Source organism: Dickeya oryzae (assembly GCF_009372235.1).
In the GTDB taxonomy this organism is placed as follows: domain Bacteria; phylum Pseudomonadota; class Gammaproteobacteria; order Enterobacterales; family Enterobacteriaceae; genus Dickeya; species Dickeya oryzae.
In genome coordinates this window covers 1-25,088 of record NZ_ML762925.1, presented here as the reverse complement: position 1 = coordinate 25,088, position 25,088 = coordinate 1, and the positions used below count along the sequence as shown (strand labels likewise).

Annotated in this window: 25 protein-coding genes and 3 pseudogenes; 6 read left to right on the top strand and 22 right to left on the bottom strand. The window is 51.5% G+C overall.

Annotated elements, in window-relative coordinates; genetic code table 11:
* Window positions 1–513: 513 nt before the first annotated feature.
* The 3 genes from FAZ14_RS11390 (at window position 514) to FAZ14_RS11380 (ending at window position 2,332) form a co-directional block, all read left to right on the top strand.
* On the top strand, window positions 514–1,458 hold the full coding sequence (locus FAZ14_RS11390) for an ArdC family protein (RefSeq protein ID WP_153508561.1): 945 nt from the start codon (window positions 514–516) through the stop codon (window positions 1,456–1,458).
* A 320-nt stretch (window positions 1,459–1,778) separates the two neighbouring features.
* Window positions 1,779–2,015, top strand: coding sequence for a type II toxin-antitoxin system CcdA family antitoxin (locus FAZ14_RS11385; protein WP_153508560.1), 237 nt, complete (start codon window positions 1,779–1,781; stop codon window positions 2,013–2,015).
* A 2-nt stretch (window positions 2,016–2,017) separates the two neighbouring features.
* Window positions 2,018–2,332 carry a CcdB family protein gene (locus FAZ14_RS11380; protein ID WP_153508559.1) on the top strand — a complete coding sequence of 105 codons (315 nt, stop codon included), beginning with the start codon at window positions 2,018–2,020 and terminating at the stop codon, window positions 2,330–2,332.
* On the opposite strand, the pseudogene FAZ14_RS11375 reads toward FAZ14_RS11380, so the two are convergent.
* From FAZ14_RS11375 to FAZ14_RS11300, 16 genes and pseudogenes are all read right to left on the bottom strand, one after another.
* Window positions 2,329–2,463, bottom strand: a pseudogene (locus FAZ14_RS11375) (MobC family replication-relaxation protein); the annotation flags it as partial. The gene FAZ14_RS11380 and the pseudogene FAZ14_RS11375 sit on opposite strands and share 4 nt — an antisense overlap.
* Window positions 2,464–2,638: 175 nt before the next feature.
* Window positions 2,639–5,392, bottom strand: coding sequence for a TrlF family AAA-like ATPase (locus FAZ14_RS11370; RefSeq protein ID WP_153508557.1), 2,754 nt, complete (start codon window positions 5,390–5,392; stop codon window positions 2,639–2,641).
* A gap of 150 nt (window positions 5,393–5,542) precedes the next feature.
* On the bottom strand, window positions 5,543–6,289 hold the full coding sequence (gene mobC, locus FAZ14_RS11365; RefSeq protein WP_153508556.1) for a MobC family replication-relaxation protein: 747 nt from the start codon (window positions 6,287–6,289) through the stop codon (window positions 5,543–5,545).
* 8 nt (window positions 6,290–6,297) lie between these two features.
* The gene (locus FAZ14_RS11360) at window positions 6,298–8,061 is read right to left on the bottom strand and encodes a type IV secretory system conjugative DNA transfer family protein (RefSeq protein ID WP_153508555.1); all 1,764 of its coding nucleotides are present in this window, start codon (window positions 8,059–8,061) and stop codon (window positions 6,298–6,300) included.
* A 694-nt stretch (window positions 8,062–8,755) separates the two neighbouring features.
* The gene (locus FAZ14_RS11355; protein ID WP_153508554.1) at window positions 8,756–9,058 is read right to left on the bottom strand and encodes a TrbM/KikA/MpfK family conjugal transfer protein; all 303 of its coding nucleotides are present in this window, start codon (window positions 9,056–9,058) and stop codon (window positions 8,756–8,758) included.
* Window positions 9,059–9,098: 40 nt separating this feature from the next.
* Complete coding sequence (gene virB11 / locus FAZ14_RS11350) at window positions 9,099–10,115, bottom strand: P-type DNA transfer ATPase VirB11 (protein ID WP_153508553.1); 1,017 nt, start codon at window positions 10,113–10,115, stop codon at window positions 9,099–9,101.
* The gene (gene virB10, locus FAZ14_RS11345) at window positions 10,105–11,313 is read right to left on the bottom strand and encodes a VirB10/TraB/TrbI family type IV secretion system protein (protein WP_153508552.1); all 1,209 of its coding nucleotides are present in this window, start codon (window positions 11,311–11,313) and stop codon (window positions 10,105–10,107) included. Before virB10 ends, virB11 begins: the two co-directional genes overlap by 11 nt.
* Window positions 11,310–12,200: a P-type conjugative transfer protein VirB9 gene (gene virB9, locus FAZ14_RS11340; RefSeq protein WP_153508551.1), complete on the bottom strand. Its 891-nt coding sequence runs from the start codon at window positions 12,198–12,200 to the stop codon at window positions 11,310–11,312. The genes virB10 and virB9 overlap by 4 nt, the downstream gene beginning before the upstream one ends.
* Window positions 12,200–12,636: pseudogene (locus FAZ14_RS11335) on the bottom strand (VirB8/TrbF family protein). Before FAZ14_RS11335 ends, virB9 begins: the two are co-directional and overlap by 1 nt.
* A gap of 221 nt (window positions 12,637–12,857) precedes the next feature.
* Window positions 12,858–13,873: pseudogene (locus FAZ14_RS11330) on the bottom strand (TrbL/VirB6 family protein).
* A gap of 11 nt (window positions 13,874–13,884) precedes the next feature.
* Window positions 13,885–14,109 (bottom strand): EexN family lipoprotein, encoded by a 225-nt coding sequence (locus FAZ14_RS11325; protein WP_012769218.1) that lies wholly within the window; start codon window positions 14,107–14,109, stop codon window positions 13,885–13,887.
* A gap of 10 nt (window positions 14,110–14,119) precedes the next feature.
* On the bottom strand, window positions 14,120–14,836 hold the full coding sequence (locus tag FAZ14_RS11320; RefSeq protein WP_153508550.1) for a TrbJ/VirB5 family protein: 717 nt from the start codon (window positions 14,834–14,836) through the stop codon (window positions 14,120–14,122).
* A 24-nt stretch (window positions 14,837–14,860) separates the two neighbouring features.
* Window positions 14,861–17,611 carry a VirB4 family type IV secretion/conjugal transfer ATPase gene (locus FAZ14_RS11315; protein ID WP_153508549.1) on the bottom strand — a complete coding sequence of 917 codons (2,751 nt, stop codon included), beginning with the start codon at window positions 17,609–17,611 and terminating at the stop codon, window positions 14,861–14,863.
* 9 nt (window positions 17,612–17,620) lie between these two features.
* Window positions 17,621–17,902: a TrbC/VirB2 family protein gene (locus tag FAZ14_RS11310; protein ID WP_420890249.1), complete on the bottom strand. Its 282-nt coding sequence runs from the start codon at window positions 17,900–17,902 to the stop codon at window positions 17,621–17,623.
* 13 nt (window positions 17,903–17,915) lie between these two features.
* Window positions 17,916–18,563 carry a lytic transglycosylase domain-containing protein gene (locus FAZ14_RS11305; protein WP_153508547.1) on the bottom strand — a complete coding sequence of 216 codons (648 nt, stop codon included), beginning with the start codon at window positions 18,561–18,563 and terminating at the stop codon, window positions 17,916–17,918.
* A 70-nt stretch (window positions 18,564–18,633) separates the two neighbouring features.
* Window positions 18,634–18,867: a hypothetical protein gene (locus tag FAZ14_RS11300; RefSeq protein ID WP_121480024.1), complete on the bottom strand. Its 234-nt coding sequence runs from the start codon at window positions 18,865–18,867 to the stop codon at window positions 18,634–18,636.
* Window positions 18,868–19,553: 686 nt separating this feature from the next.
* Between FAZ14_RS11300 and FAZ14_RS11295 the strand changes: the two genes are divergently transcribed.
* Window positions 19,554–20,915, top strand: coding sequence for an anti-phage deoxyguanosine triphosphatase (locus FAZ14_RS11295; RefSeq protein WP_153508546.1), 1,362 nt, complete (start codon window positions 19,554–19,556; stop codon window positions 20,913–20,915).
* A 450-nt stretch (window positions 20,916–21,365) separates the two neighbouring features.
* On the opposite strand, the gene FAZ14_RS11290 is transcribed toward FAZ14_RS11295, so the two are convergent.
* From FAZ14_RS11290 to FAZ14_RS11275, 4 genes are all read right to left on the bottom strand, one after another.
* Window positions 21,366–21,581 carry a transposase gene (locus FAZ14_RS11290; RefSeq protein ID WP_153508545.1) on the bottom strand — a complete coding sequence of 72 codons (216 nt, stop codon included), beginning with the start codon at window positions 21,579–21,581 and terminating at the stop codon, window positions 21,366–21,368.
* 404 nt (window positions 21,582–21,985) lie between these two features.
* A complete protein-coding gene (locus tag FAZ14_RS11285) occupies window positions 21,986–22,195 on the bottom strand; it encodes a TraR/DksA family transcriptional regulator (protein ID WP_153508544.1) in 210 nt (69 codons plus the stop codon).
* Window positions 22,185–22,769: a DUF2857 domain-containing protein gene (locus FAZ14_RS11280; RefSeq protein WP_153508543.1), complete on the bottom strand. Its 585-nt coding sequence runs from the start codon at window positions 22,767–22,769 to the stop codon at window positions 22,185–22,187. Before FAZ14_RS11280 ends, FAZ14_RS11285 begins: the two co-directional genes overlap by 11 nt.
* A gap of 16 nt (window positions 22,770–22,785) precedes the next feature.
* The gene (locus FAZ14_RS11275) at window positions 22,786–22,980 is read right to left on the bottom strand and encodes an AlpA family transcriptional regulator (protein WP_153508542.1); all 195 of its coding nucleotides are present in this window, start codon (window positions 22,978–22,980) and stop codon (window positions 22,786–22,788) included.
* 309 nt (window positions 22,981–23,289) lie between these two features.
* Between FAZ14_RS11275 and FAZ14_RS11270 the strand changes: the two genes are divergently transcribed.
* Window positions 23,290–23,460, top strand: a complete 171-nt coding sequence (locus FAZ14_RS11270; RefSeq protein ID WP_153508541.1) for a hypothetical protein — start codon at window positions 23,290–23,292, stop codon at window positions 23,458–23,460.
* A 16-nt stretch (window positions 23,461–23,476) separates the two neighbouring features.
* Here the strand turns inward: FAZ14_RS11270 and FAZ14_RS11265 are convergent, their stop codons facing one another.
* Window positions 23,477–23,734, bottom strand: a complete 258-nt coding sequence (locus FAZ14_RS11265; protein ID WP_016940998.1) for a helix-turn-helix transcriptional regulator — start codon at window positions 23,732–23,734, stop codon at window positions 23,477–23,479.
* Between the two features lie 113 nt (window positions 23,735–23,847).
* Window positions 23,848–24,126 (bottom strand): helix-turn-helix domain-containing protein, encoded by a 279-nt coding sequence (locus tag FAZ14_RS11260; protein WP_153508540.1) that lies wholly within the window; start codon window positions 24,124–24,126, stop codon window positions 23,848–23,850.
* A gap of 133 nt (window positions 24,127–24,259) precedes the next feature.
* On the opposite strand from FAZ14_RS11260, the gene FAZ14_RS11255 reads away from it, so the two are divergent.
* Window positions 24,260–24,529 (top strand): helix-turn-helix domain-containing protein, encoded by a 270-nt coding sequence (locus FAZ14_RS11255; RefSeq protein WP_153508539.1) that lies wholly within the window; start codon window positions 24,260–24,262, stop codon window positions 24,527–24,529.
* Window positions 24,530–25,088: the final 559 nt, after the last annotated feature.

The following is a 25,088-nucleotide window of genomic DNA, read 5'->3' as shown; positions in this document are numbered from 1 at the left end:
GATTGTTGATTGTTGATTGTTGATTGTTGATTGTTGATTGTTGATTGTTGATTGTTGATTGTTGATTGTTGATTGTTCAAAATGAGAATAAGTTAAATGTTTTGTTTTTTCAAGAGATAATTTAAAGGATAATTCACTAATATAAAAACAGCCAGTTTTTATATGTACGATCTGAGATATCGTTTGGACTGTTCCCACACTGCATAATTTTATTATGCCCTACCTCAAGATACAGGCAATTTAGATTTGAACTAATACCCCTAAATTCAACCCCAACCTCCATTTCACCTCTGCAGCCTAAGGGGCGCTACGCCCGTCTATGCAGTGTCAGTTTTTTCTCCCGTGTGACTTCCGTTCCCCGTATCAGCTTCCGGTTAATCGTTTCCCACCACAACCCGTCTCGCAAGGGTAAATGGCACGCATTCTGCGCCCTTGCGCGCCGGAACGATGCCGGGAAAGCGAACCGTCAGGCGATACGAAGACGAAAATCACACCACTGACGGAGAAAAAACCATGACGACTTCCCTGCATACCCAGACTAGTGCCCCTAACGCCGCAGCGGCGACCAGCGTATCCCCGCTGGAGCAGTCAGGCTCCTCAAAAACGAAATTTTCCAAAACCCAAACCGATATTTACCAGACCGTCACCGACAGCATCATTACCGCGCTGGAAGCCGGAGTGAAGCCCTGGACGTGTCCGTGGCAGCGAGTGCCGGGCATGTCCGGTTTACCTTCCAACTTCGCAACCGGCATCGCGTATAGCGGAATGAATATCATGTTGTTGTGGTGCAGTGCATCAGAACAGGGCTTCTGTGATTCACGCTGGATGACCTACAAACAGGCGCAGGCAGTAGGCGGGCAGGTTCGCAAAGGCGAGCACGGCACGACCGCCATTTTTTATACAACCCTGGAAAAGGAAAACGAAGACGGAGAAATCGACCAGATCCCGATGCTGAAAACGTTCACCGTGTTCAATGTTGAACAAATCGATGGCCTTCCGCTGACAACTGAGGTTGTTAGCCCCGCAGAGACGTTCGAGCCGTTGCCACAGGCTGAAAACCTGTTTCGTCGCAGTGGTGCCCGCATCATCGAGAAAGGTCAAAATGCCTTTTTCAAGCCATTAACGGATGAAGTTTGGTTGCCGGAACGCCATCTTTTTTCCGATGCCGCTAATTTCTACGCTACTGGTCTGCATGAGCTGGTTCACTGGAGCGGAGCAAGAGCACGTCTTAACCGTGAAATGAAAGGGAAGTTTGGCAGTGAAGGTTACGCCTTTGAAGAGTTGATCGCCGAGCTGGGAAGCGCGTTCCTGATGGCGGATCTGGGGATTGTCGGAGAGGTTCAGCATGAAAGCTATATCGCTTCCTGGCTGAAAGCGTTGAAGAACGACAAGCGCTATATTTTCAAAGCGGCTAGTGCAGCATCGAAAGCGCATCGCTATCTGATGGATAAGGCTTGAGTTGAAGCCCAAGACGCCGCAAAGGAAGGCGGCGTTAACCTGATATCTGGGCAGCCAGTGTGACGGCGTTTTTAATTTCCCTGAGAATATTCTAGGCATTGAATGCCCGGAATATTCTCAGGCTGCGGGTGCGGGCGGCAAAGAGTCCGCGCATCCCGCAAACGGCGTTTTTACACCGCTGATTGCTATAAACGACAGGTTAGGTATGACGATTGACGGTGACGTTTGCAGAACTGCAACGGTAGCCGGACCTGTTTTTGGTGTTATGATAAGTGTATTGTGCCGTGTAATGCACACGTATCTCATACGGGAGAGCAATCATGACCGCGAAACAACGTAACACGCAGAGCGTGACCATGACGGTGGAGCGTGCCTTACTGGTTCGGGCGCGTGAAGCGGGGATTAACCTGAGTGCTACCCTGACAGCCGCTCTGGATGCAGAGCTTCGCCACCATGAAGCGAAAAAATGGCAGGAAGAGAACAGGGAGGCCATTGAGGCATTAAATCGTTTTCATGATGAACACGGCTGTTTCAGCGATGAATACAGGACGTTTTAACTATGCAATTCACCGTATACGGTAATACCGGGAAAAGCGCCATTTACCCGCTGTTGCTCGATGTCACGAGCGATATTATTGGACAGTTGAATCGCCGGATAGTGATCCCGTTGCTCCCTGTTGAAAAGTACCCGGCAGGCCGCCGACCGGAACGCTTTGTCCCCGTAGTCAGGCTGACGGACGGCAAAGAATACGCCGTAATGACGCACGAGCTGGCAAGTATCCCTGTACAGGCTCTGGGGACTGTGTTTTGTGATGCGTCGCAGTACCGTAATCAGGTAAAGGCCGCAATAGATTTCCTCATCGACGGCATTTAGTCGTGGCTGTCGGGAGCCTGTTCCAGTTCGGCTATCGTGCGGAACAGAAACATCTCCCGGTTTTTGGCGTCAAACGGAACCGGAATACCGTTCCTTACCACCGTCCCGATACTGTCAAACGGCCTAACCAGACCGTTGCTGTTAGCATCCAGAAAATTAGCCCACCATCGCAGCATCAGACGACGCTGTTCGAGGTGCTTGGTGACCTTACTCTCTATCCGTTCCGTGCCAGGAGTGGACGTTAACGACCAAGCTCACCGGCGGCAATTGAGCGTAGCGGAATTGCCGTCCGAGTGCAGCGCTTTTTTATGTGATTACTGCATTGATTCGTTTATACCTTTGGGTAAAAGCCTCTCTGCCACCTTCCATCACTCGGCATATCTCATCGCGTATAGAAGGCTCTTGAAGCCCCCCTTGCGTCACAATCCTGGTTTGGCCAGACCTAATATCAAGGGCAATGACGTTTTCCGCGTCACCATTCACGACGATGTTGGCGTTGTGCGTGACCACTAAAACCTGCCGTCTCTGTTTGATCTCCCGCAATTGCGTCACGATCAGGTCATAGATCAAGTGGTTGTCAAGATCGTCCTCAGGCTGATCAAGTACGAGAGGCTCATTACCATATGAAAGGATAAATGCAAGGAGAGCAGCAGTTTTTTGACCCGGCGATCCTTGCTCTACGGGTTTGAAGCTCTCGCCGTTCTTAAGGCTATATCTGATATCCAGAGAATCGCCTGGAAACCAGCATTGAATTCGATCTATCTGTTCCGGAGTTAGCCCCTGAATGTGGGATACAAAGCGTCGATCTTTGGAGGAAGCCACCGCTGTAGTATCGTTCGCATGGATTGCAAGTAGCGATGATTTCAATGTCTCAATTTGATCATACATAGTTCTGGATTGGTCTTGCGTTAGATTAGCCAGCAAGCCCTCATTCCCGTCAACTACCCCAATGTCGCGGTCAAAGCCGCCATTGCTCCTGTCGATCAGCTTACGGAACTCTTCCTCAACAGTGAGCTTGTTTCCAAACGGAATGACATTGATCTGTACATATGAATTGCCGACGAGGGTTTCCTTGAGAAAGTCCTCGCGAAGCTTGGTTATCTTGGCCCGATGCTCATGGAGCTTGGCCAAGCACTCTTCCGCGCTCTTCTGATGCTGCGCAAGAGTTTCTCTCTTTTTGTTGAATCCCTTGAGCTTATCTTCGAGATCTTGCCGCTGCTTAACCAGAACACCATATGTGGATGGATCGCCCGCATCTGCTGCGCTGAGTTGACCGAGGAGGTCGGTGTATTCCTGGTTCGCCGTTGTGATTTTTTTCGATATTCCCAGGTCTGGCCGCGCTTGATTCCATGCGCTCTTCGCATCATCAATCCGCTGCGCGATTGAATTCATCTCTCTCTGGAGTTTCTCAAACGTCGCACGGATGCCCGCGGCAGTATCGATCAGTTCTTTGTCATCCGCATTCCCAACGTCGAAATGCTGTAAATCCAATTCTGGTGGCAACAGGCTTCCTGAAATGTCCCGGACCTGTTCGGCGGAACCTTCCCAGGTCTTTCCCCAGGAGTCGATAGCCTTGCTCTGGTTCTGTCTGAGCTGGTAAGCCTTAAGGACATCCGCGTGGCCCACCTTTTCAAAAACATCGAGCTTGCGTTTGACGTCCTCAAGCTGACCTTTGGTTACCGATTCCTCCTGAAGTCCGGCCTGAACTTCACGCGCCTGGGCGCGAATCGAGAGATATTTGGAAACCAGTTCCTCCCACTTAAGTTGCCAATCACGATGATTGACCGTCGGGGCATCATCGACAACCTGCAAGAGCGCCTGGGGATGCTTCGCCAGTTCGAAAATCTGCTTCTGGCTGTAAATCCTGACAGGAAATCGTTGTGCTATGTCTCCCTCGGAAGCGCTCCAGATTCCGGGAGCGGTCTCTTCCTCTATGGCGTATCTGTTATCGGTGTTAGACCAGGTGATTCGAAAGCGGCCACCGTCTTTTCGAAAGCCGACGGTGATTTTCGTGGCATCTGTTAACAGCCCTTCATCCTGGCGGTCTTTCGACGTTTGACTGTATTTGGTAAATTCCTTTTCAAGGCTCTTGGGGATTTCTCCCTTCCGTTTGAGAGCAATCCGCAGGAACTCCAACGAAGTCGATTTCCCGGTGCCTCGTCCACCAATGATGGTGTTGAGCCAGGGGTTCAATTGACAGGAAAAGGATTGCCCTCGGCCCAGGTACTTTGCATCATCAACCACGATGCTTTCGATGGCGAGTTGTCCATGGGTATTGGGGTCACCACTGAATTGGTCCGACCTCTTCAGTGAAAGAGCCCCATCAATGAGCGCCAGCCGTAATCCGTCATAGGATGGCTCCGACATTTTTACCCAGGTGAAATGGCTACCAGGGTAGCGTTGACCTCCGGTACCGGACGGATGATGGGAATCGGTTCCAAGAACCTCTGCCCAATTCAAATTCTTGCCGATGTAGAGCTGTGGTTTTGCCTGAGCAAGGTCCGTTACCTCCATGGCAAAGACACATTTGTTGTCGAGCACCTGCTCCAGTGTGTTGCCGGTACAGACCATAAAAAGTCCGTTGGCCTGATCGACATGAGCAGGTATTGCAAGCCCGCCTGACCTGGCAATTTCGTCAATCACCTCAACTGCAGAGCATTCAGAACAGCCGTCGCTCTTTCCCTTGGTGGTGCGATACCTGACCGCACCGAGCAGTGAGTCGATATCAGAGGTTGTCTTGTCTTGGCCGAAAATGGCCAGAATATGGATATTCCCCTGAACGGTAAGCTCAACGCCTGGGAAGAGGTAGAGCGGTCGATAATCCGCATGACCTTCAGATGCCAGCTCCTGGAGTGCCAGCTTGAGTGGATCAATCCAGGAGCCTGAATTGTGATCCGTCACCGCGACGCAATCGATGCCTTGCCGCATGTAGTTGAGCAGCCAATCCTTATGAGAGATCTGCTTATACTGGGCCTGGTCAGGGCCTTTCCCATAATCGTCAGATGCCGGAGTGTGATTGTGGAAGTCGAATTTCCACCACCGTGAACCAATCCAGTTCATTTATACCGTTCCTGTTCTTTTCGCATAACAACTTATTAGTGCGACCTTACAAGCTAACCTTGCAAACTAGGTTAGCTTGTAAGGTTGGAAAGTCCAATGTTCGCAATTCGCTCTTAGCCGACCATGAGATTTGGCAACGCTAGATCCAGCTTATGAATATTGCCTCGGCTCCAGTTGTCGCAGCTCGTCGAGAGTATAAATACGAAAAACATTCCGATGTCGCACTTCCAGCGGGATAGGTTGATGGTTAACGATGACGTGTTTGATGCTGGCGAACAACAGTTCAAGGGCGCGTTTTTTCTGCGGCTCTGGCACGATATAGAAAACGTACATCCAGTGCTTGTGGGTACGGGCCAGTAGGTGGCTGGCGATAATCGACTGGTAACGGGCTTTGGTTTTCAAGCGGCGCTCGGTTTCTACCGCAATAACCTGTCCGTCAGGCAGGGTGATGAGTCCATCCGGGCGGTGTTTGACCTGATATTGGTTGAGGAAGGTTGAACGATCACCGTTTATCCAACCGGTAGCGCCTTTTTTCTCCAGGATCAGCCGGGCCACCTGATTATCAAGGTGGTGCTCTAACGTCCAGCCGGTGAGTCTGGACGGTTCAAACCGTGCCGGGAAAATATCGTCATTGGGTTTTACTACCACCGCTAACCCGTCACTGGTGATCCCCCACAAAGAGGTTTTCCCCGTGCGGGTATCAAATTCATGTTTTTGTACCCATCCCATTTTGATGACTTTGGCAAGCAGCAGATAAAGTGGTTTGTGATTTTTAAAATCAAAAAGCAGCATCAGCGTTTTAAAGTCACTGTAGGTTTCTTCTTTCAGGAAATTCAGCAGTACCTTTATTTTCTCGTTATTACGCCTGTGGCGCTCACGATATGTTGATATCAACATGGCGTCTCCTAAAAATCGATCTGAGGCACGTTGTCTTCTTCGCTGAAATCCAGTGCTCGTTTTACCGGTGCCGCTGATGCAGTGATATCAGGCGAAACGGTGAACGTTTCCAGTGCGTGTTTTTGCACCTGGATGGGGGAAATCAGCGAGGCGGAGGGAAGTGTTTTCGTGGTGAAGATAAAACTGACGAAATCAGGCAGATTGAGGATCATATTGCCGTCAATAAAGAAACGCTCGGCCTGCCTGATCGTTCGCTCGTTGTCGATAGTTTCTGTCAGCACGGCATTGGTTTTGGCTTTGCGGACTTCATCATCCACTAAGATGGTGCCGGACATTCTTGCCACCCATTCCGCCGTATCCGGGTCCATAACGCGGTAAACTAGCTTGAATTTGGCGTTTTCAACGACCGCACCGACAACCGCATCGCCTTTTAAATCCGCTGGGCAGTCTTTCAAATCGGCGACGGACTGATGGGCCATGATGATATGTACGCCTTTATCCCGTGCTGCGCCTAACCCCTCCAGCGCTGGTTTTGACAGATGGTATTTCAGTTCGTCGAGAAAGATGGCTATGGGGCGGGGCGTTTCTTTTACCCGGTCGCGCCGTTCTGCTAACTGGTACAGACGTACCAGCAGCATACGCTGTGCAGTAATGATTTTGCTGTTGCGCATTGAGCCGATGACATAGCAGCAGCCACCTTCATCAAAAACCGATTGGAGTGAAAATCCTGTCGGCGCGTTGATGGCATTGAGTAACGCCAGCTCTTCAATCTTGCCGAAAAAGGCTTTGATATCTTCCGCGATGCCCTGAACATATTCGCTGTTATAAATATCGCGGATAGTAGAAGAGGGATGACGGCTGACAAATTGTGCTGCCATACGTGCCGCTTTTCGGTCGTCGATACGATAAAAATCGGATTCCTGACCTTTTTCCGCCAAGCTGAATCCCGCAACAAACAATTCCTCCAGCGCGTCAGGCGTAATATTTTCAATTAGATTTAATTGGTATTGCGGTTTTCGCAGGTCAATTAAGCAAAAGGGTTTACCTGCATCCTCGCAGGCTTTCCGATAAAGATGCGGTGCCCATTCATCATCCTTGGGGTCCATAATAAATACGCCTTCACCCGCAAGGATACTTTGATAAAGCAATATACCAGTTGCTACACCTTTACCGGCTCCGGTGGTGCCGATAATATCCGCGTGTTGTTTTTGCCAATCTCCTAACGGCAGATACATCGGTTTTTCATCACGGTCTATCCCGATAAAAATGCCCTTGTTTAGATCGATATAACATAGCGGGTTATAATGCAGCGTTTCCGGCAGCAGGGATTTCACCGTGCGGACATCGGTGCGTAATTCCCGCTCAAGGGTGGTTTTTTTAACCAGGCGTTTCTTTATTTTATCCAGTTCAGGGTTTAGTGCCCGACGCAGAATAATATGGAAGATAATCCCTGTTGCCGTGAGGATAACCAGTATCGGCCAGGTTGCCAGCGAATACCGGGTGGCTATTCTGGTCTGATAGACCCACTGAAAGAACCTGATGATCACCGGGGCCATGGTGCCAAACAGAAAACACAGCAGGGAAAAAGCGATAATTCCCTTTTTCCAGAACGGGGCTGTTTGTCGTTCACCGCTTTTCATTGATGCGAAAAACGGTAACGTCAGCCCCGATAATAACGCCAGCATCAGTTGATGCTGTTGCGTAAATATAATCAGTGCCAGCATTCCGTTCACTATCGGTGATAGTGAAACGGCAAGCTTATTTAACAGCATAGTGCCTCCGGTGTCGGCTCTCGCCTCATGAGATCGCCTCATCCTTTCGCCTCAGCGTATGAGTCGATGTCATGAGGCGATCGGGTGAGGCGAATGCGGTGGCTTCTTCGCAGCCATGCGCCGGAAAGTTCACTTCCCGGCACGCAACGGCGTGTGCCAGTACATGCGGGCTGGACGCCCTTATTGCCTGGCACATGGGGGTAATGTCGAGGCTGGACGCCGCGCCAAAACCCCCAGGGTCAAAGGCGGCACACCGTCGCACGCTACGCGCGACCACCCCCTTTGAGACGCCGTTTTTCGCCTATTTTTTCTGTTGTCCGTTCCGGCCAGCGAAAAAATGGGAAAACGCCTTCAAAGTGGGTGGTCGCGCCACGCTACCGGCTTTGGGCCGGAGACTTAGCCGCGACGGTGTGCGGGGCACGCCCCCCACAAAAACCGGCGCGTGGGCGCGCCTATTTGCTCGCTGGGGCGGCAAATTTTTTGCGGCTCCCCCGGCCTGCAAAAGCCGCGTGGGCGCGGCTGTTTGCCGGTGAGGCGCGGTGCCTGAAATATTTTCGCGCCGTAATCCGCGAAAATATTTCTGTCCGCGGCCTCATTTTTACGGCCCGGCATTTCTTCGCGCTTTAATCCGCGAAAAATGGGCGGGCCGTAAAAACCTGAAAACCGTCACGCCTTTGCGCCCGGTTCGTCAGTATTAGCTACGAACGCGGCCATATTGACCGATAATCCGGCTGATCGCGGCCGGGTCAGCCGAATCACATTCGTTTAAAAAGGATTGTCTGGCATCGGCAGTCTGGCCGGGGAGAAAACCGTGCCGGTTCTTTTTCACAATAGAAAAGAAGGCGCGTTCAGCCGACTGACAGGTATTTCCACCGCTGTTTCCGGTGGTTTTACCGTACAGACATAAAACAACCTCACAGGCATCAGCGGCCATCGCTGAGGCCGGAAATAATACATTCATGCCGAGAAGAAAGGCGGTGAGTATGATGGTTTTCATATCGAATACCTTTACTGGGAGGCAGGGGGGAATGGTTCGTCTATCTGAATATTTCCTTCATGTGATGAAGGTGTACCGGTTTAAAATAAATATCGCTCATCCGGCGAACGTCGCCATGAATATCAATACTGACGATCACATCAATGCTTTTTAGCACCTTGCGTAACAGCACATCGAACGGGATATTGTTGCAGTCCGGGTTTTCATAGCAGCGGTCGATGAGTCCCTCAATACACTCTTCCGGGCTGCCCGCGTGCAGGGAGGTAATAAGCCCTTCATGGCCGGAGCCGATAATTTTCAGTGCGTCCCAGGCTTCCCGCCCGCGAATTTCCGCCAGCAGAATTCTGTCCGGGTTCATTCGATAATTCGCCCGTATCAGCCTGCCGGGGGTGACAATCGCCTCGTCGGTGGCCTCTGCCGGGTAAAACAGATGCACATAATTGGTGTGGTGGTAAAACCGGATTTCAGGGGTGTCTTCAATCGTCGTCAGCCTGAGATGCGGCGGAATATAGTGCAGCAATGTCTTCATGTAGGTGGTTTTACCCGAGCCGGTTTCTCCCACAATAAAAAGCGTTTTGCCGTACTCGATGGCTTTTTCAATAAAGCGGGGGATGTCCCCGTTGTTGTAATAGCGGGTCAGCTCCTCGTCCTTGCTTTCAGCAAGCTCCTGACCGGTTACGCGGTGATAAAAGCCCGCCTCAATCCACGACTGATGCGTTTTCTGCGCATATGACGGTTTGCGCAGCGTAATGGACACGGTATTCCGCTCACAGGCCGGGGGAATAATGGCCTGAATGCGTTCGCCGGACTCCAGCGTGGCGGACAGAATCGGCGACGTGTCATCAATATTATCGTCATGCCATGAGGCCAGTGCGTTGGCAAAGGCATGGCACTGACGCAACGTAACCGGAGAGTCATGCCTCTGCCATCGACCATTTGTTTTGGTGTGGATCTCGCCGGGGCGGTTAATGGCGATTTCCGTCAGGCCTGCCAGTGGCAGAAATTCACCAAATAACTGGTTTTTCATAAAATCCAGCGACAGGTTTTCAGCGTTCATACCACCTCTTTTTCAGACGCAGTTGATAAACGGAAGAGAAATCGATATCCGTACCGGTCATGATGCCGATCACATCGCCCTGATTCAGATACATCGTGGGCGGGATATTGATGCTGTTTTCCAGTGCCGTTTTCGCCATTTCCGAGGCGGCAGCACGCGTATTCTCGGTGTAGTCGGTATTACGGTCTTTCCCCGGCGCTGTATTCGCCGCCGCAGCGGCGACGTCCTGTACCGTACTCAGCATTAACGCGTTGCCGAACCGCTCCCAGAAATGGGTATCGATCCTGCCGCTAATCCCGGCTTCTCCCAGCGGGCCGGTGGCCTCGGTATCGGTCAGCGGGATGTGCAGGCTGTCGGGCTCTGGTGTGCGTAACGCCGTCCAGATGACAAACATCCGGCTCCGGCCCTGTTGCAGTGCGCCGGTGCGGTAGATGCCACGGGCGACAGTGCCTGCCGGGAGCAGCTTCACGTGATGACTGGCGCTGTAGACATCCTCACTGATAAGGCAGGAAATCCGCCCGCCGACATCGGAAACAAAGCGCTGCATCATCGAGCAGGGAATGTAGCTATCAACCGGCAGGTAGAGATCGGGATCGAGACCGAGCCGCCGGACGTGGGTGACTGTTGCCACGCCGGGAGCGGTGTCTTTTATCTCCGGGTCAGGCGCGGTAGTGGGCTTTTGCTTGTCAGTGCCGGAGGCGGTGACGTGGGAAGCCGATGCGGTATCTGACGCCTGATTTAACCCGTCGGCCAGGGCGGCGGCTTTGTTTAACGCGGGCGGTGCTGGCGGTGGCGGGGCAGCCTGCGTCTGGCGATGATCCGTTGTGGTTTCCGGTCTGTTCTGCTCGAACAGACCGAACGGATGACGGTCCATACCGAGGTTTTTACGCGCAGGCGGTATTACGCCGGTCAGCGGCTGCGGCTGGGTCTCCGTCGCCTTGTCATCGCTGTGTTTGACTGCGCCAAAAAAGCGATCCCCACTCCATGCCAGCAGCATCAGCACCGCCAGACTGAGCAGGCTGACCAGCAGCGTTCGGCGACTGGCGGGTTTTTTAAAGCGGGTAACGTCCGGCTGACCGGGCGGTGTGTTGTGCGCCGGTGTCTGGCTTTCTCTCGCGGCTCTGGCGCGTTCACGGGCTTCGGCTTCCCGTTCAGCCACGGTTTTTTCTGCTGTATCCGGGATGGGATGGTCTGTCATTTGGCCTCCAGCGTGACGGCGGGCGAAACGGTGTCACCAGCGCTGACGGCGATGTTGCCGAATGCGGTATTCTCAATGCCGACCACGGCGCGTCCATAACGCAACACCAGATGCGGCGACATGGCCCGCACGACCATCACGGTGTAGTTCCCGTGTTTGGTGATTAGGGGCGTGACGGTTTGTTCCTGCTGGTTAACGACCCGAAACAGTGACGGCAGGATTTTTGCGGGAGAAAAACCGAGGGTGATAAAGCGGCCATCATCGTAGGCAAAATCCGGTGCAATTGCCGCCGAACCCGCCGCGACCCGCTTGATATAGTGCCAGTTTCGCGGTGTGGTGGCCTGCTCGAAAGCGGCCGCAATCTGTTGCTTTTCCTGTGCCTCACGCAGGCGTTGCAGGTGGGCGGCATCGGCGGCCGCTGATTGCCTGCGTGCCTCATCGGGATAGTGAAAACGGATAATGAAGGCCTGCGAGGGCGAGTCGTTATCCAGCACGTTAAGCTCCAGGCTGTACTCGCGTTTGGATGTCACCACCAACAGGTTGGTTTTCCACTCTTTGGCGGTCGGCAGAAACACCTTGTTGACGTTATTGCCGTTGTCCTCCGTTACCGGCTGGATGACAGGGTTGGGGCTGACGTCCACCCGGTTATCGCTTTTGGTCACTCGCCAGCCTTTGGGAAAACCGGTCTGGGCGTCGAGCACCGCTTCATCGTCATCGAACAGGAGCGTGGTGAGGTAGCCGGGGCGGGTGTTGACGACGGTGGCATTCTGGCTGTCATAGGTGACATGCTGGATGCGGCTGTCATAGGCGCTGCCGCGTGGTATCGCGGCCCCCCAGACGGCGCACGACGCCAGCATCAGCCCTATCAGTACGGTGTTCTTCAGCATCACTCCCCCCTCAGTTCTTTATCGCGCTGGTAGCTGGTGACGATGAACCCCAATGGGTTCACTTCTCGCTGGCTGTCCGTCAATTGTTTGCGGGGGAGGTAGCGGTAGGTCAGGCGGATGTTCCAGATATCCGTTTTGACCGTGTTATCCGCAATGCGGCGGATAATGCATGGGCCAGCACGGCTTCGGTCGCGATATCCTTCTCCTTGAGACGGGTCATATATTCATAGCGCCCGGTCTGTTTATCCACCGACCATAATTCGATGTCGGTGGTTTTCAGCGGTAGCAGAATAATCAGCGCGGTTATCGTCAGCGCCGCCAGCGCAAACCCGGTTGCCGCCATGCGCCACGCGCGCTTTTTTTCCCGCTCATCCTTTTCCAGCAGAACCGCTTCAAAGGTGCGGGATGACGCAATGAGGTTTTCTGTTTCAGACATGTGTTGTCAGCTCCTGAATAATCGCGGGGGAATTGACCGGTTGAGGATCGCCGGATACCGGCGGAAGGTCGTGTTGATGCCCTGCGCAGCCCGTGAGGATGCACAGCATCAGAAAGACAATGCTGGATTTCATGGAAAGCCCTTATTAAAGGATACAGATATACCGTACCGACGGCGATTGCCTCGGCACCCTGTGACGAGTTGGGGGAGTGAGAAAGAAATTAGCGAGGACGCTGCTGGTTAAGGCGCTTCATACTCTCAATGGCGGCGGCACGCTTTTGCCATGCGGAGATGGCGTTGCCAGTGCCCGTGGCGATGAGTGTCCCGGCGGCATGGCTGCCTTTGGCGGCCAGCCGCGCCGCCGCCGCGCCGGTTTTGCTGCTTCAGATGACGTGCTCGCCAGACCGCGTAAGCCGCTCATGGTGGCCCCCTGCAAGGTGGCCTGAACGGCGACACCGCCTAATGCACCGGCAATTTTCGCTGAAAACCAGATAATGACGCCGGAAATAACGCCCGCAACACAACACTGAACACCAAGCGTAATGATATTGGCGCTGTCGGCAAAATTAACCGCCTTATCTAAGATACCATTGAGGTAATTAATGACGATCCTGATTGATAAAGCCGAAAACATCATTGTAAGGATGACCGTAAAAATAATTTTCAGCCAGTTGTTAAACATCGGAGTCAGGAACCCATACAACAGGCAGAAAATAAATAATGGCGCGGTCGTCGTCATTAATACAATGATAATTTCGGCTAACAGGTTAACCGTAGCGCCAAAAAGCAGTGTGACAATAACACCGCCCCAGACCAGAATTTCGGCAATACCGCCGTTGAGCTTTACATAGGCGGAATCATCTTGTTGATAAAGTCTTTGCCCAATGGTCTGTGCTTTATCCCAGACGGTATCGAGCAATGACCAGACATTATCATCACCGCTGACGCCGTCTTTTAAGCCGTTAATGGCCGCAATGGCTAAATTCAGCCAGCCATCGAGATTTAAAACGAATGTCATGATTAATAACATTCGCCCTATATCCCACATGACATCTTCGACGGGTGTTTGGCGTTTTCCGGCCAGGGTTTGATAACCCTGATAAGTGACAAATACAGTGAAGGAACTGACGGCGATAATACTTACCATATCGCCATAGACGGAGGTTTGCCCCCGCAGTATGGCTTGTAGGCCGTCAGTGATAGTGTTGTTCATTCCAACAAACATACCACCCGACATAGATTGCCCCTTTAGTTCAAATTGGGAACCTTGGCCTTTTCCTGACGGAGTTCGAATCGCGCTGCTCGTGCATTTTTGCAATCCTGCGAGTCTTCCCCGGATGACTCACACGCCTGATATCGCTGGTTCATTTCATCTGGGTGCGCTTTGTACCATTGTGTTGATTTGGGGTTATCACATCCTGTTAGGCAGAATGCGCCCCAAATAACCGAAAAAATGCACAGTGATGTTTTCATGCTTGCCCTCTCAATGATTAAAATCGGGAACCGGCGCGGCAAGTTGCTGTTCATTGAATGCATTTTGCCGTTGCTGCTCCAGCAGTGTTGCCCGCTGCTCCGTCTGCCGGACAGACATCTCCCACTGGCTGGTCAGGGCGTTCAGTTGCACGCTTTTGGCCGCGACGGCATTCGCCAGGTCCTGTGATTCTTTCGAATCTTTGGCATTGGCGATGCGGTCAGACAGGTCTGCGATGTCGTTCAACGTGCTGGTCATCCTGTCCTGAACCTCGCGGGTATTCTCAATCGCCAGTGCCTGATTGAGTAACAGCTGTTTGCAACTGTCCTGATAACGCAGGGATGAACGGGACGGGTTACAGCTATCAAACGATTGGTATTTTTTATATAACCCCTGAAGCGCGGAAGAATAGGAACCGTCTGGATTGGTCAGCAGGTCATCCAGTGAAATACCGTTCTTGCGAAGCGCGTCGATATCGTCTTTCAGGCTTTTTGCCTCGCGGAGAAACCCCTGAATATCCCGTATCCCTGTTGCCGTCGCCAATTGCTGTTTATAGGCATCCAGCTCGTCTTTATAGTGGGTAACGGTTTCCTGCCATTGTTTGAGTTTTTGCATCCATTGATTAATCGACTCGGCATTGTTGACGGCATCAAACACAGGGATACCGGCACTTATCGCCGGTGCGGACAGCCATAGCGAGAACGCCAGGAAGAGATATCGGGTTTGCATGGTGATTTACCTCCGAAGTGAATCTCAGATGGCCTGTTCAAGGAAGGCCGCTTTCCAGTCGTGAGGGGACATACCTTCCTGATAAAGCGCATCAAACAGTTTCAAGTTGTCTTCGCTTCCGCTCAGGATTGTGGTGAGGTTGCCGATGCCCGATAAATCCATTCTTGCCAGAGCGACAAAGGGCCGGGTTTCACCGGCGCGCAGCGGTGTTTTCATGATGACCATATAATGCTCTCCCGGATCCAGATGACGGACGGTGTCATACACGCTGTCGGGGACGTTCATTTTCTCTACGTAATCCGCCCGGCTGGCTTTGGGATTGGCGAGAAAGATCTGCGTGCTGCACTGTTCAATAATCGCGGGCGCGATGGGGTGCCTGACAATTTCATCGGGGGACTGGGTGGCGGGGATAAAAATGCCGTTCAGTTTACGGATCACCTTGAGCATATTGAGGGAGAATCTGGAAAACTCGACATCCGCCAGCCATTTCCAGAATTCATCCATGAACATCACCAACCGGCGACCGTCCAGCAGGCTGGTGACGCGGAACAGCAGGTAAAAGGTGATCGGGCCGCAAATGTCGTCGTCATCCAGAAATTCTGTTCCATCGATGCCGATGTTATCGCTCTCGCCGATGTTAAAGCTGTCTTCCGCATTATCGAAAATCCAGCCGAATTCGCCTCCCTGTGCCCACTGTTTCAGACGGATGCGCAGCCCGTTGGTTCTGGCCTCGCGGGTCGGCGGTTCGGGCAACACTTCCAGCAGCCGGGTAATGCCATAACGGCGCAATTCCGGCGGGTAGTCGTCCTGCATCAGGGTATCCACGGCGGTGCTGATGCGCGCTTCATCGCGTGGGTCGAGTGGTTTGCTGCTGCGACGGCACAACATGCGGACCAATTTCTTGATAAAGCTGATGTTGCGTCGGGTTGGCGCAAGTGAAAACGGGTTAAACCCGGCAGGCGAACCGGTGCGGATGCGAAAGTAACGCCCGCCCATCTGGCGGATCGACATCTCGGCGGCCCGGTCTTTATCAAAGTAAACGGTAGTCAGCCGTTTACCGGGGGCCGCAGCGGAAAATGTCGCCGGGTGGCGGTACTTCTGCATCAGGTGTTGCATCATCGTCATCAGCAGGGTCTTCCCTGAGCCGGTTTTGCCGATGATGGCGGTATTCCCCGGCGTTTTCTCGTTGAAGTCATCCCGCCCGACCTGGCTGTCGTGCAGGTTCAGATAATAACCTCCGCCGCCGGGCGATGTCAGAATGGCGATGGCGTCGCCCCACGGGTTACCGCTGCGTTTGTGAGGGTGAAAGTTATGTAGGCTGCCCAGATCCGCGTAATTCTGGCTGCTGACCACCACCAGCCGGGGGCGAAAGGTATACATGCCGGGCAGTTGAGCCAGATAGGCCGCAGGTAACGACAGCGTGGAGAGCGATGTCATGATACCGAGGTCGGTAAACGGCTGGGCCAGCGCGTGGGTCTCCCTGACCACTTGATCGGCACTGGCTGAGGACACCAGCAGGGAAAAATGGTATTTGCCGCAGGACACATGCCCGGACTGGAGCAGATCGCGCAAGACAACCAGTTCTTCACGCTGTGACAGAGCGTCATCGTCGGTCGCATTCAGCCGTTTTTCCGCCAGCCGGATATGGTGTTGTGCCTCATCCCGCGCCATGCAGGTGAAAGACTGCGTCAGTACGTACTCGCTTTCGGCATATAACAGCGCATCCAGCAGGCCGGTCGCGGTCTCCGGTGAATAGTCCTTAATTTCCAGACTGCGGAAGAAACGGGAGCCGCCGACGGTCTGGCATTCGGCGGTATCGGTGGTAAAAAACACATCCGGTGTACTGAGCGTGAGGTAAAACGGTGAGCGTGTCACCGCCACCGGCTGCCATTGGCCGGTGATCAGGCGATGGTAGAACGCCAGTTGCGAGGAGTAGACCCGTCCTTTCTCCTCATAGGTTCCCAGAGGGGTTGCCATATAGCGTGACAGTGCGCTGCCGAGTGCGGCATGGTGCTCCAGCATGACCTTCAGCGCTTCATCCAGTGCGGCTTTCCTCTTTCCGGCGGGCTGTGTCTTCATGGCCTTTTTCTCCAGCGCGGAGAAGGGTGCATAACAGACGGTGAAAAACAGCCGATGCCGCCAGAGCGGCTTCGCGTTGAGTGCCCGGTAATAGCGCGTTGCGACCTCGTCTGAAAACGGAATACCCGAGGTCGCCTCAAAGGCATCCTGATAGGTCTCCCGTATTCGGTGAATATAGAACGTGACCGGCAGCCCTTCATACGAGCGGATCAGGTTGTTGATATGGCTTGTCATCAGCGTCAGGTGATGTTCATCCTCACATTCAAACAGGGTGCCGCCCAGCTCCCAGGAGGCGACGAAATCACCGTGGCGGTTTCTGATGACGTGCGGGTGAAGGTGAGAGGAGTAAGGGATGTATTTATCCAGCGTGATGCGCGCGTTTAATTTCATCTTGTCGGTAAACTCCGAAATATCGACGGCGTCATACTGGTTTGCCAGCATCGCCGTCGCGCCAAAATGCCGGTTCGTGGCAAACCGGCCACGGGTTTTAAACGCCAGCCATAACAACCCGAAATAATGGATATCGGCTCGGGCCTTCGCCCGCATTTCCAGCCAGGCCGGGATCAGTAATAGCGCCAGGTAATGGCTGACATAGACCGACAGCAGGACGATGACCCCGCTGACGAGAACGAACGGGACGAGGGGGATGCCCATAATGGCGGCGGGCCGGGTGAGCGCTTTATTCAGGGTGGTCATCGGTTCCCCCTAGGATGCCCAATAGGCACCAAAGCCCGATGCACCGACAATCAGGATCGCGCCAATAATGACGTTGCGCATATCATGCAGGCTTTTACCGTCAAACAACACCTTGTAACCCACCCACATGGTGGCCAGTGTGATGGTGACGGCGGCCAGCCCCAGCAGGCCGGTGGAGGTGTTACTCAGCGTGTCGCTGGCTTTGGTAAATCCGCTGCCTGCCGCCAGCGTTTGGGTGGAAATGAAGGCGGGAAAAAAGGCCGGTAAGTCGTTACGTTTTTGCATCGTCATCTCTCCTCATGGTTCACAGGGGGGATACATCGCCGCGAAGGACGGCGTTGGGGTAGCGCAGGGTGGTCGAAAACGGGGTAGAGGGGTCGGCAAGCTCACCGCGCAGCACGGTGGCTGGATAATGAATCGCTGACGTGGCCTGGCTGGCGCGACTACGCGTGCGGTCTTCCTGCGTTGAGGGGACGGCATAGCCAATACGCTGGAGATAGCTGGTCTGGTTAAAGGCGGATTCGGGCTGCTGACCGGCAGTGAAATTACCGGCGTAGTAGCAACTGAGTGCGCGTTGCAGCGTGCCGCCGCGTTGGTAGCAGTCGGTAAGGATGCGCTCAAAAACAGACAGATTGGTACACGGGTCTAACAACGCCTGGGCCGTCACGCCGTAATGCTGAAAATGGGTACTGGTGATTTGCATCAGCCCGACTGAATAACGGTGGCCTTTGGCCTCTATTCGGTTGATGATGTTGACGGCCGTGTCATGGCGGGTGGGTTGATGAGAAATGACACCGGCGCTGCCGGGCATTCTCTCGTCGCTTGGCACGATTTCAGCGATGGCGTAAGGATTAAAGCCGGATTCCACCTTTGCCACATCAAATGCGGTGGACGGGTGAATGCTGGCGGCACACTGCATCGCCGCCGTCAGAAAGGCTGTCGGGGAAAGCATGATTGCCTCGGTAAGGTCATTCGGGTTACAGATTGCCATCAGGCAGCCCGATGGCGGGGGGAAAGGTGCGTTACGGTTGGGCGTTCATCGCGCCGGGCTCGGGTGGTGTGTCGCCGTCATCCCGGGGTTCGAGAAGCACCAGCTTACCGGAGACGGCAAGGCCGGGTGTCAGGACGATATTCAATCCGGGTTTCCCGTGATGGGCGAAGGCCACGCCGACCTTGGTCCAGAATGTGTTTTTTTCTCCGCGTGAGTCGGGCGGGCTTTCCTGCGTGACAAACACGTGATAAGTGGGTTTCCGCATGGTATTTCCTTTAATCAACAGGAATAATGAGTTAAACCGATAGGTCACATCCCGATTCTGCATTCCGGTTTCAACGGGTCAGCGAGAACATTCAGCGGCACCCTGAATTGTGGTTACGTGACAGCCCGACTCAACTTGTTAAAGAGCAATACCGGCCCCGGACGACTACACGTCCGCCACGCTCGCCAGGGGAAGGTGTCGGGGTTAGCGTGCAATAGTTCATTCGGGTGGAAAATGGGAAAATCAAAAAGGGAATAAGAGAGAAAATGTATAGCGGGGTAATTAATTGAGTGGTGGATTTTATTGATTTGGGTTTGAGATGGTACGTTTTTGGACTAGGGACAGCCGAATTTGGCAGACAGCTATGTGCCAACAGCGGACTTTGCTAAGCTCACACTGCATTAATTATTGAAGATAATGTCAGAAAAAATAAGTTATTTTGATGAGTTAGCTTGACAACAGCATAAACTTAGACTGAATTTTATCTGATTTAGCTTTAAATTCTCGAGCTTAATCACGAATGGCAAAGAACGGATTGCCTCCTCAGGACCTCTGTCATAAATAATGAGTTCTGCAAAACAGGTGAATCTTCCGGTTCACTTTATTTTTAACCGGCACAAATCTAGCTGAGTGATAGTGTTACGTCAGAACACCACACTGCACCGAGCAAAAACATAAGGAATAATATGACTCAGAGAAAAATAAACGTCTGGGATGAGAGACGAGGCTCCAATAGTCATCGAGAGGAAGAGACCCGATCTGAAGCCCAGCGTGACCTTTCTCGGTTGATCCACTCGTCTCCTTTCCGACGTTTGCAATCCAAAACGCAGGTTCTTGGTCTGGGAGAAAGTGACTTCTACCGCACACGACTGACCCACTCAATGGAAGTTGCGCAAATCGGTTCAGGTCTTCTTGATAAGCTGAAAATCAAATATAAAGGTAAAGAGGAATCTCAGTTTTTACCAGATAACAGTCTGATGCAGGCAGTATGCCTCGCGCATGATATTGGTCATCCCCCATTTGGTCATGGCGGTGAGGTAGCTCTTAACTACTGTATGTTGAATTACGGTGGCTTTGAAGGAAATGGTCAGACGCTGCGCATTCTCTCGAAATTAGATAAGTACACCAAGGAACACGGTCTCGACCCTACCCGCAGATTTCTGCTGGGCGTACTGAAATATCCGGTTAATTACTCATCCCTAATGGTTAAAAAAGCCAGTAGTCAGGCCCCTGTCGAAGGGCCAGACTGGCTCTTTAAGTCATCTGATTTTAAACCTCCAAAATGCTACCTAGATTCAGAGAGAGACATCGTAGAATTTGCTCTCTCACCATTTACTAAACAGGATCTGAAGCTGTTTACTTCCTTTAAACTTGGTAAAACCGAATCCGATCATAAAACAGCTTCTTATAAAGCGCTCGATACCACCATCATGGATCTTGCCGACGAAATTTCGTATTCGCTGCACGATTTGGAGGACGCAATTTCTCTCGGGATGGTGACACGAGCGATGTGGATGGAGCATTTCAGCGGACATACAAACCTATTTACTGACTGCCACGGTATTACATTCTCTGGAACATGCGAATCTGTCGCGGACAGCCTGTTTGGTGAAAGTTACAGGCGAAAAGAGTGCATCGGCATGCTGGTTCACCTGATGATCACAAGCGTTGAGCTCAATGTAAAGGATGCAGCATTCGAATGCGGTATGCTCAAATATAATGCGGTCCTTCCGGAAGCAGTAGAAGCACTGCGGTTGAAAATTTTCATGCTGGTCAAGGACAAAGTGATTAAGCATGAAAATGTACAGCTGCTTGAATTCAAGGGACAAAAGTTGATTGTCGAACTGTTCAGTGTGCTTGCTAGCGATCCGTGTCGGTTTTTACCCGCCTCAACGAGAGAAGTTTACGAGCGGCAGATTAGCCTAGGCCAGCAGGCAGGTATGAGAGTCATTTGCGACTATGTTTCCGGAATGACAGATGACTATGCGACCAAGCTTTATGAGAAAATCCTTATTCCACGTAAAGGGTCTATTTTTGACCACCTCTGATGTGCCGAGAATGTTGCTCTGAGCTAATACATCTGAGCTCAATTTACGTATGTCAGGGGTGATGTCTAAATCACCCCGTTCCCAATTTGTTTGTATAGCATCGGCCAACGTCCTCATCTGGGCGTTAAGCGCCAGTAATCCCGACAACGCCCATTTCCTGCAATCAATGGGAGCGGATTAGCGTTCTTATTTAATTAAAAAATAATTCAGGAAAATGAAGAGCCTGTGAACTACGTTAATATGTTTGAAAAGAGAGCCGCTCAGTGGCTCTCTTATTAGCTGTATTAGCTGCCTGATCGGCATTTCCGGCACCAACTCTGGTTTGTGGCACCAGTGGGAATGGTTCTTAACCCAAACAAAGCTGCTAATTCAGTCGAAGTGCGTGCCGTCGTAACCTTGCAATTAGGGCAGGTGTGCGGAAGATTTAAAGTCCCAACCATTTTGATTTCCTTATACGTCGCCGCGTTCTCTGAGAATTTTCATAGCAATGCTTTTTTCTGTGCTACTTGCTGAACCAAAGAACCCTTCAGACTTAATGATGCGTTTCAAATCTTCACTGCTCTTGCTTTCAAGTCGCATCTTAGTAGCCTGCATCTCGTTAGCCTTCTCTTCCAGAGCGTTAGCTGCACCTTTAGCTAACTTACCAGCAGTTTCCCAGAACCCCATATTTTCACTCCTTCGTTTGAGATATCAGCTAGCTATTTTTATAGGAAAAACCGGCAATGTCTTCAAATAAAATTAACGAATGAGCAATTTTACTGGTGTCGGCGTTTTTATGGTTTAACCTGATTCACCTACTCCCCATTCATTAATACATCGTGATGCTAGTAGTGTCTTCCTTAGTTATGAGAACAATTGCGAACTTCCGTTTATCGCTCATTGCCGACTATCAAACTTAATCATTCTCTAACACAAAACATATTCATATCAAGTCTGAGCTAATACAGATAAGTAATAATGGTGACGGTTTTTGCTCATCATTTTAACGCTTATAACAAGCGTTATATTTATTAAGATAATAAGCATACGCACAGAGAAACACTATTCTCTGCGCGTATGCTTATATATTATCACCGCTGACGACGCTCAAGAATAGCCTGGCATTCCGTGCAGGTGGTCACGCCCGGCAAAGTTTGCCGTCGTTTCTCGGGAATCGGCTCACCGCACAAACGGCAGTAATGTAATGAGGGCGTGGTTGCTGGTTTAAAACGATTTTGTTCAATCATTTCTTCCAGGCGTTGCTCATTAAATTCCTGATCGCGATCGATTTCATCTGGCATGTGATGCCCTCCTGTTCGGTGCTTCCTTTTCGCAAAGGGTGATACGGTTCCAGACAACGGTGAGCGAAGGCCCTTCCTTCCGTGAGGACAACGCTTCGGTGATCTGCATCATCACCTCCAGTGCATCAGGCGTTTCCAGGCTTTCAGGTCGGCTTTTCTGCCATAACTGCCAGATTTCGGCATCAGTGGTTTCATCGGGGATAGGCGTACGGCCATAAGGCATGGTGATGCCCAGCAACCGGCGACGAGTGCAGACCTCGTTTGAGGTGAGGCCAAAGAAGTGGTGCAGGAGAGCGATTGATCCTCCGAACCGGATGGCACGGTTAATCTGTTGTTGGCGTAGCGCTTCCTTGCGGGATAACGTCAGAATCTGCTGTAGGACGTCATGGCGGACAGTGACCGCCATAAATTGCGCCGATGCCCGGCTGACGATAAACAGTTCGTCGAGGGAGAGCTGATTGAGGGCATTTAATTCGTCAAAGGTGAACCCTAACGTTTCACAATAATGAAAATTACCGTCCTTAAGCGCAGCAAGGGCGTGTGTTAATACCGCGTAATTCAATGAGGGGATCATAAGGCGATATCCTCCATCAGCGCATTAAGCGGTTAGCTAATTTGAGGTTAATCCACTCGTCAATTTCAGATTCGAGCCAGGCCACACTGGCGGGACCAATCTTTATTGAGGCTGGAAAGGTTCCGTACTTCATATACAGATAGATTTGCGAGCGCTTCAGGCCAGTTTTTTCTTCCACTTGTCTCAAACGCAGTAACTGATGAGATGACATAGGTTCCTCCAGTGCAGAATGGCGTATGCCCGGAGAAGACAAAAAAACACAGCGAGGGACGGAGTGAAAGTTGATGAGCCCGTATTACGGATATCACCATCCTTAATACGGGTTTTTTAGACAATATCGCGGAATTGTTTTTCTATAAATCAGCGTTTATTTAACCAGAAGAAGTCTTTTACGTGGTTCGGTGCAATTTTTCCGATGACGGTTGGGTGCCGATGGCCTTTCTGCTACCACGATGTTTATTGCAAACTCTTTATAGACGGTTGTATTGTTGCCACCCTGGTTATATTGATCTGACAAGGAATGTTTATTGACTGGTCGGCCATTATCGCCAGCCTGGCAGGTGCGGAAGTCGGGGTGAATGCACGCTGGGGGGAGCCTGGTGCTGAACTCGCTATTGGTGACCAGCATGTTCTATTGACTGATGAAAGCCTGTACCCGCTATACGCTGAGAACCGCGGGTTGCCAAATTAAAAGACAGAGCCTAATCCTAACCACTCTTCTTGCTTCGAAATAACTCAAGCACGTCTTGCGCAAACTGATCGTCCACTATATAGAAATAGCATTCCGGTACGTCCAGTACGCGAGCAAACTCGCACACCAGCTCGAAGGTCGGCTTGTGCGTACCGTTTTCATAATGAGACAAGCGTGAGTAAGCCGTAGCTTCTTCAAGCCCAGCCAGTACACCCAGTTTTTCCTGAGTGAGTTTAGCGTGCAAGCGTGCTTCTTTGAGTCTTTTGGGGATCATGCCGTGTTCCCAATGAGGATTTCACGGAGATCTTTAGCATTGCTCAATAGAATTTATCTTTAGAGTTCATAAAGATGATGATTCGTATTTATAGGGATCGCTAATTTTTTCAATTAATTAGATTTGTTTTTTCTCCACTGAACCAACTCGCCAGCATGCAACTTCAGCATGGCTTCAGCAAAGCTGTCATCCTGCGTGTAGAAGTATCCTTCCGGTACATCCAGTATTTTGGCAAACGTGCATATCAGCTCGAATTTTGGTTTGTGCCTGCCATTCTCATAGTGTGACATTCTTGAGTAGCCCGTATCCTCAGAAATCCCGGCGGCTATCGCCAGTTCTTCCTGTGAAATCTTTGCACGTTCTCTTGCGGCTCTTAGACGCTGCGGAACCATAACGTTTCCTGTTATTGGTTATATTGACATCATCTTTAGCATTCCTTAAGATGAATCATCTTTAGAGTTACTAAAGATAACATTCATCCACTTATCCTTATTGGACTTCAAGTCTTTGAATGAGGTAAATAAAATGGCTAATATCGACTGGCATTCCGCCGACATTATTGCCGGGCTTCACAAACGGGGAACGACGATGGCCGCCGTGTCGCGGGCGGCGGGGTTGAATTCCTCCACGCTGGGAAATGCGCTTAATCGCCCGTGGCCTAAAGGGGAGCAACTGATTGCTGATGCACTGGGAGTACCGGCCTATGAGATTTGGCCGAGCCGCTATTTTGACGAGCAGGGGCAGTTAATCACACGCACCCCACGCTCTCGCCCCCGACATACTCAGGATAAATGATAGTTAGCTGTGCCTGCGGCAAAGAGGGCTGAGAAGGGCAGCGATAGGGATATCCCTTTCATGTTTAAATCACACTCATTAGCGTGATTTTCATTCACTTTTATCCTGTTTACCTCTGTTCTTTGTGGCCCGATGCTATCGGGCCAGTCTTCATGCATGATACGCAGGTATACCCGTTGGTTTTCGTCGGACTCAATAAGTTGAGGGGGAAATGCCGCAAGACATGGCGGGTAGGGTGCCGACACTATCTTTACCTCTTGAGTGGGTCTTTAGTCTCACAAATCAGCATGATGAAGCCGGATTATCTGGTGCTACTTTTCCCCGTGCCGGAATGCCTTTCTTTATCACTCGACGGGATATCTGGCACAGCAATATGCGGTAAACACATTGGCATCCCAGCGTTCATAAAAATCAAAAACGTGATAACAATCACAAAAAACAAGCTACTAATAGTTCGAAAAATAGTCACCCGCAGAATGATCGCAAAATCTGCGCAATTTCTTGCTCACTTTCCAGCATAAATCCCTGTTTGCGCAATGGATGCCGTTTTTTCGGGAAG

What these genes read in the sequence shown, in the direction of transcription:
- FAZ14_RS11305 (WP_153508547.1), bottom strand. Translation starts at nt 18,563, where the DNA reads ATGCTTTCCCCGACAGCCTTTCTGACGGCGGCGATGCAGTGTGCCGCC.
- FAZ14_RS11325 (WP_012769218.1), bottom strand. Translation starts at nt 14,109, where the DNA reads ATGAAAACATCACTGTGCATTTTTTCGGTTATTTGGGGCGCATTCTGC.
- FAZ14_RS11360 (WP_153508555.1), bottom strand. Translation starts at nt 8,061, where the DNA reads ATGCTGTTAAATAAGCTTGCCGTTTCACTATCACCGATAGTGAACGGA.
- FAZ14_RS11310 (WP_420890249.1), bottom strand. Translation starts at nt 17,902, where the DNA reads ATGACGATGCAAAAACGTAACGACTTACCGGCCTTTTTTCCCGCCTTC.
- FAZ14_RS11390 (WP_153508561.1), top strand. Translation starts at nt 514, where the DNA reads ATGACGACTTCCCTGCATACCCAGACTAGTGCCCCTAACGCCGCAGCG.
- FAZ14_RS11355 (WP_153508554.1), bottom strand. Translation starts at nt 9,058, where the DNA reads ATGAAAACCATCATACTCACCGCCTTTCTTCTCGGCATGAATGTATTA.
- FAZ14_RS11385 (WP_153508560.1), top strand. Translation starts at nt 1,779, where the DNA reads ATGACCGCGAAACAACGTAACACGCAGAGCGTGACCATGACGGTGGAG.
- FAZ14_RS11295 (WP_153508546.1), top strand. Translation starts at nt 19,554, where the DNA reads ATGACTCAGAGAAAAATAAACGTCTGGGATGAGAGACGAGGCTCCAAT.
- FAZ14_RS11370 (WP_153508557.1), bottom strand. Translation starts at nt 5,392, where the DNA reads ATGAACTGGATTGGTTCACGGTGGTGGAAATTCGACTTCCACAATCAC.
- virB9 (WP_153508551.1), bottom strand. Translation starts at nt 12,200, where the DNA reads ATGCTGAAGAACACCGTACTGATAGGGCTGATGCTGGCGTCGTGCGCC.
- FAZ14_RS11300 (WP_121480024.1), bottom strand. Translation starts at nt 18,867, where the DNA reads ATGCGGAAACCCACTTATCACGTGTTTGTCACGCAGGAAAGCCCGCCC.
- FAZ14_RS11260 (WP_153508540.1), bottom strand. Translation starts at nt 24,126, where the DNA reads ATGGTTCCGCAGCGTCTAAGAGCCGCAAGAGAACGTGCAAAGATTTCA.
- mobC (WP_153508556.1), bottom strand. Translation starts at nt 6,289, where the DNA reads ATGTTGATATCAACATATCGTGAGCGCCACAGGCGTAATAACGAGAAA.
- FAZ14_RS11285 (WP_153508544.1), bottom strand. Translation starts at nt 22,195, where the DNA reads ATGCCAGATGAAATCGATCGCGATCAGGAATTTAATGAGCAACGCCTG.
- FAZ14_RS11380 (WP_153508559.1), top strand. Translation starts at nt 2,018, where the DNA reads ATGCAATTCACCGTATACGGTAATACCGGGAAAAGCGCCATTTACCCG.
- FAZ14_RS11265 (WP_016940998.1), bottom strand. Translation starts at nt 23,734, where the DNA reads ATGATCCCCAAAAGACTCAAAGAAGCACGCTTGCACGCTAAACTCACT.
- virB11 (WP_153508553.1), bottom strand. Translation starts at nt 10,115, where the DNA reads ATGAACGCTGAAAACCTGTCGCTGGATTTTATGAAAAACCAGTTATTT.
- FAZ14_RS11315 (WP_153508549.1), bottom strand. Translation starts at nt 17,611, where the DNA reads ATGACCACCCTGAATAAAGCGCTCACCCGGCCCGCCGCCATTATGGGC.
- FAZ14_RS11270 (WP_153508541.1), top strand. Translation starts at nt 23,290, where the DNA reads ATGTTTATTGACTGGTCGGCCATTATCGCCAGCCTGGCAGGTGCGGAA.
- FAZ14_RS11255 (WP_153508539.1), top strand. Translation starts at nt 24,260, where the DNA reads ATGGCTAATATCGACTGGCATTCCGCCGACATTATTGCCGGGCTTCAC.
- FAZ14_RS11290 (WP_153508545.1), bottom strand. Translation starts at nt 21,581, where the DNA reads ATGGGGTTCTGGGAAACTGCTGGTAAGTTAGCTAAAGGTGCAGCTAAC.
- FAZ14_RS11280 (WP_153508543.1), bottom strand. Translation starts at nt 22,769, where the DNA reads ATGATCCCCTCATTGAATTACGCGGTATTAACACACGCCCTTGCTGCG.
- FAZ14_RS11320 (WP_153508550.1), bottom strand. Translation starts at nt 14,836, where the DNA reads ATGCAAACCCGATATCTCTTCCTGGCGTTCTCGCTATGGCTGTCCGCA.
- FAZ14_RS11275 (WP_153508542.1), bottom strand. Translation starts at nt 22,980, where the DNA reads ATGTCATCTCATCAGTTACTGCGTTTGAGACAAGTGGAAGAAAAAACT.
- virB10 (WP_153508552.1), bottom strand. Translation starts at nt 11,313, where the DNA reads ATGACAGACCATCCCATCCCGGATACAGCAGAAAAAACCGTGGCTGAA.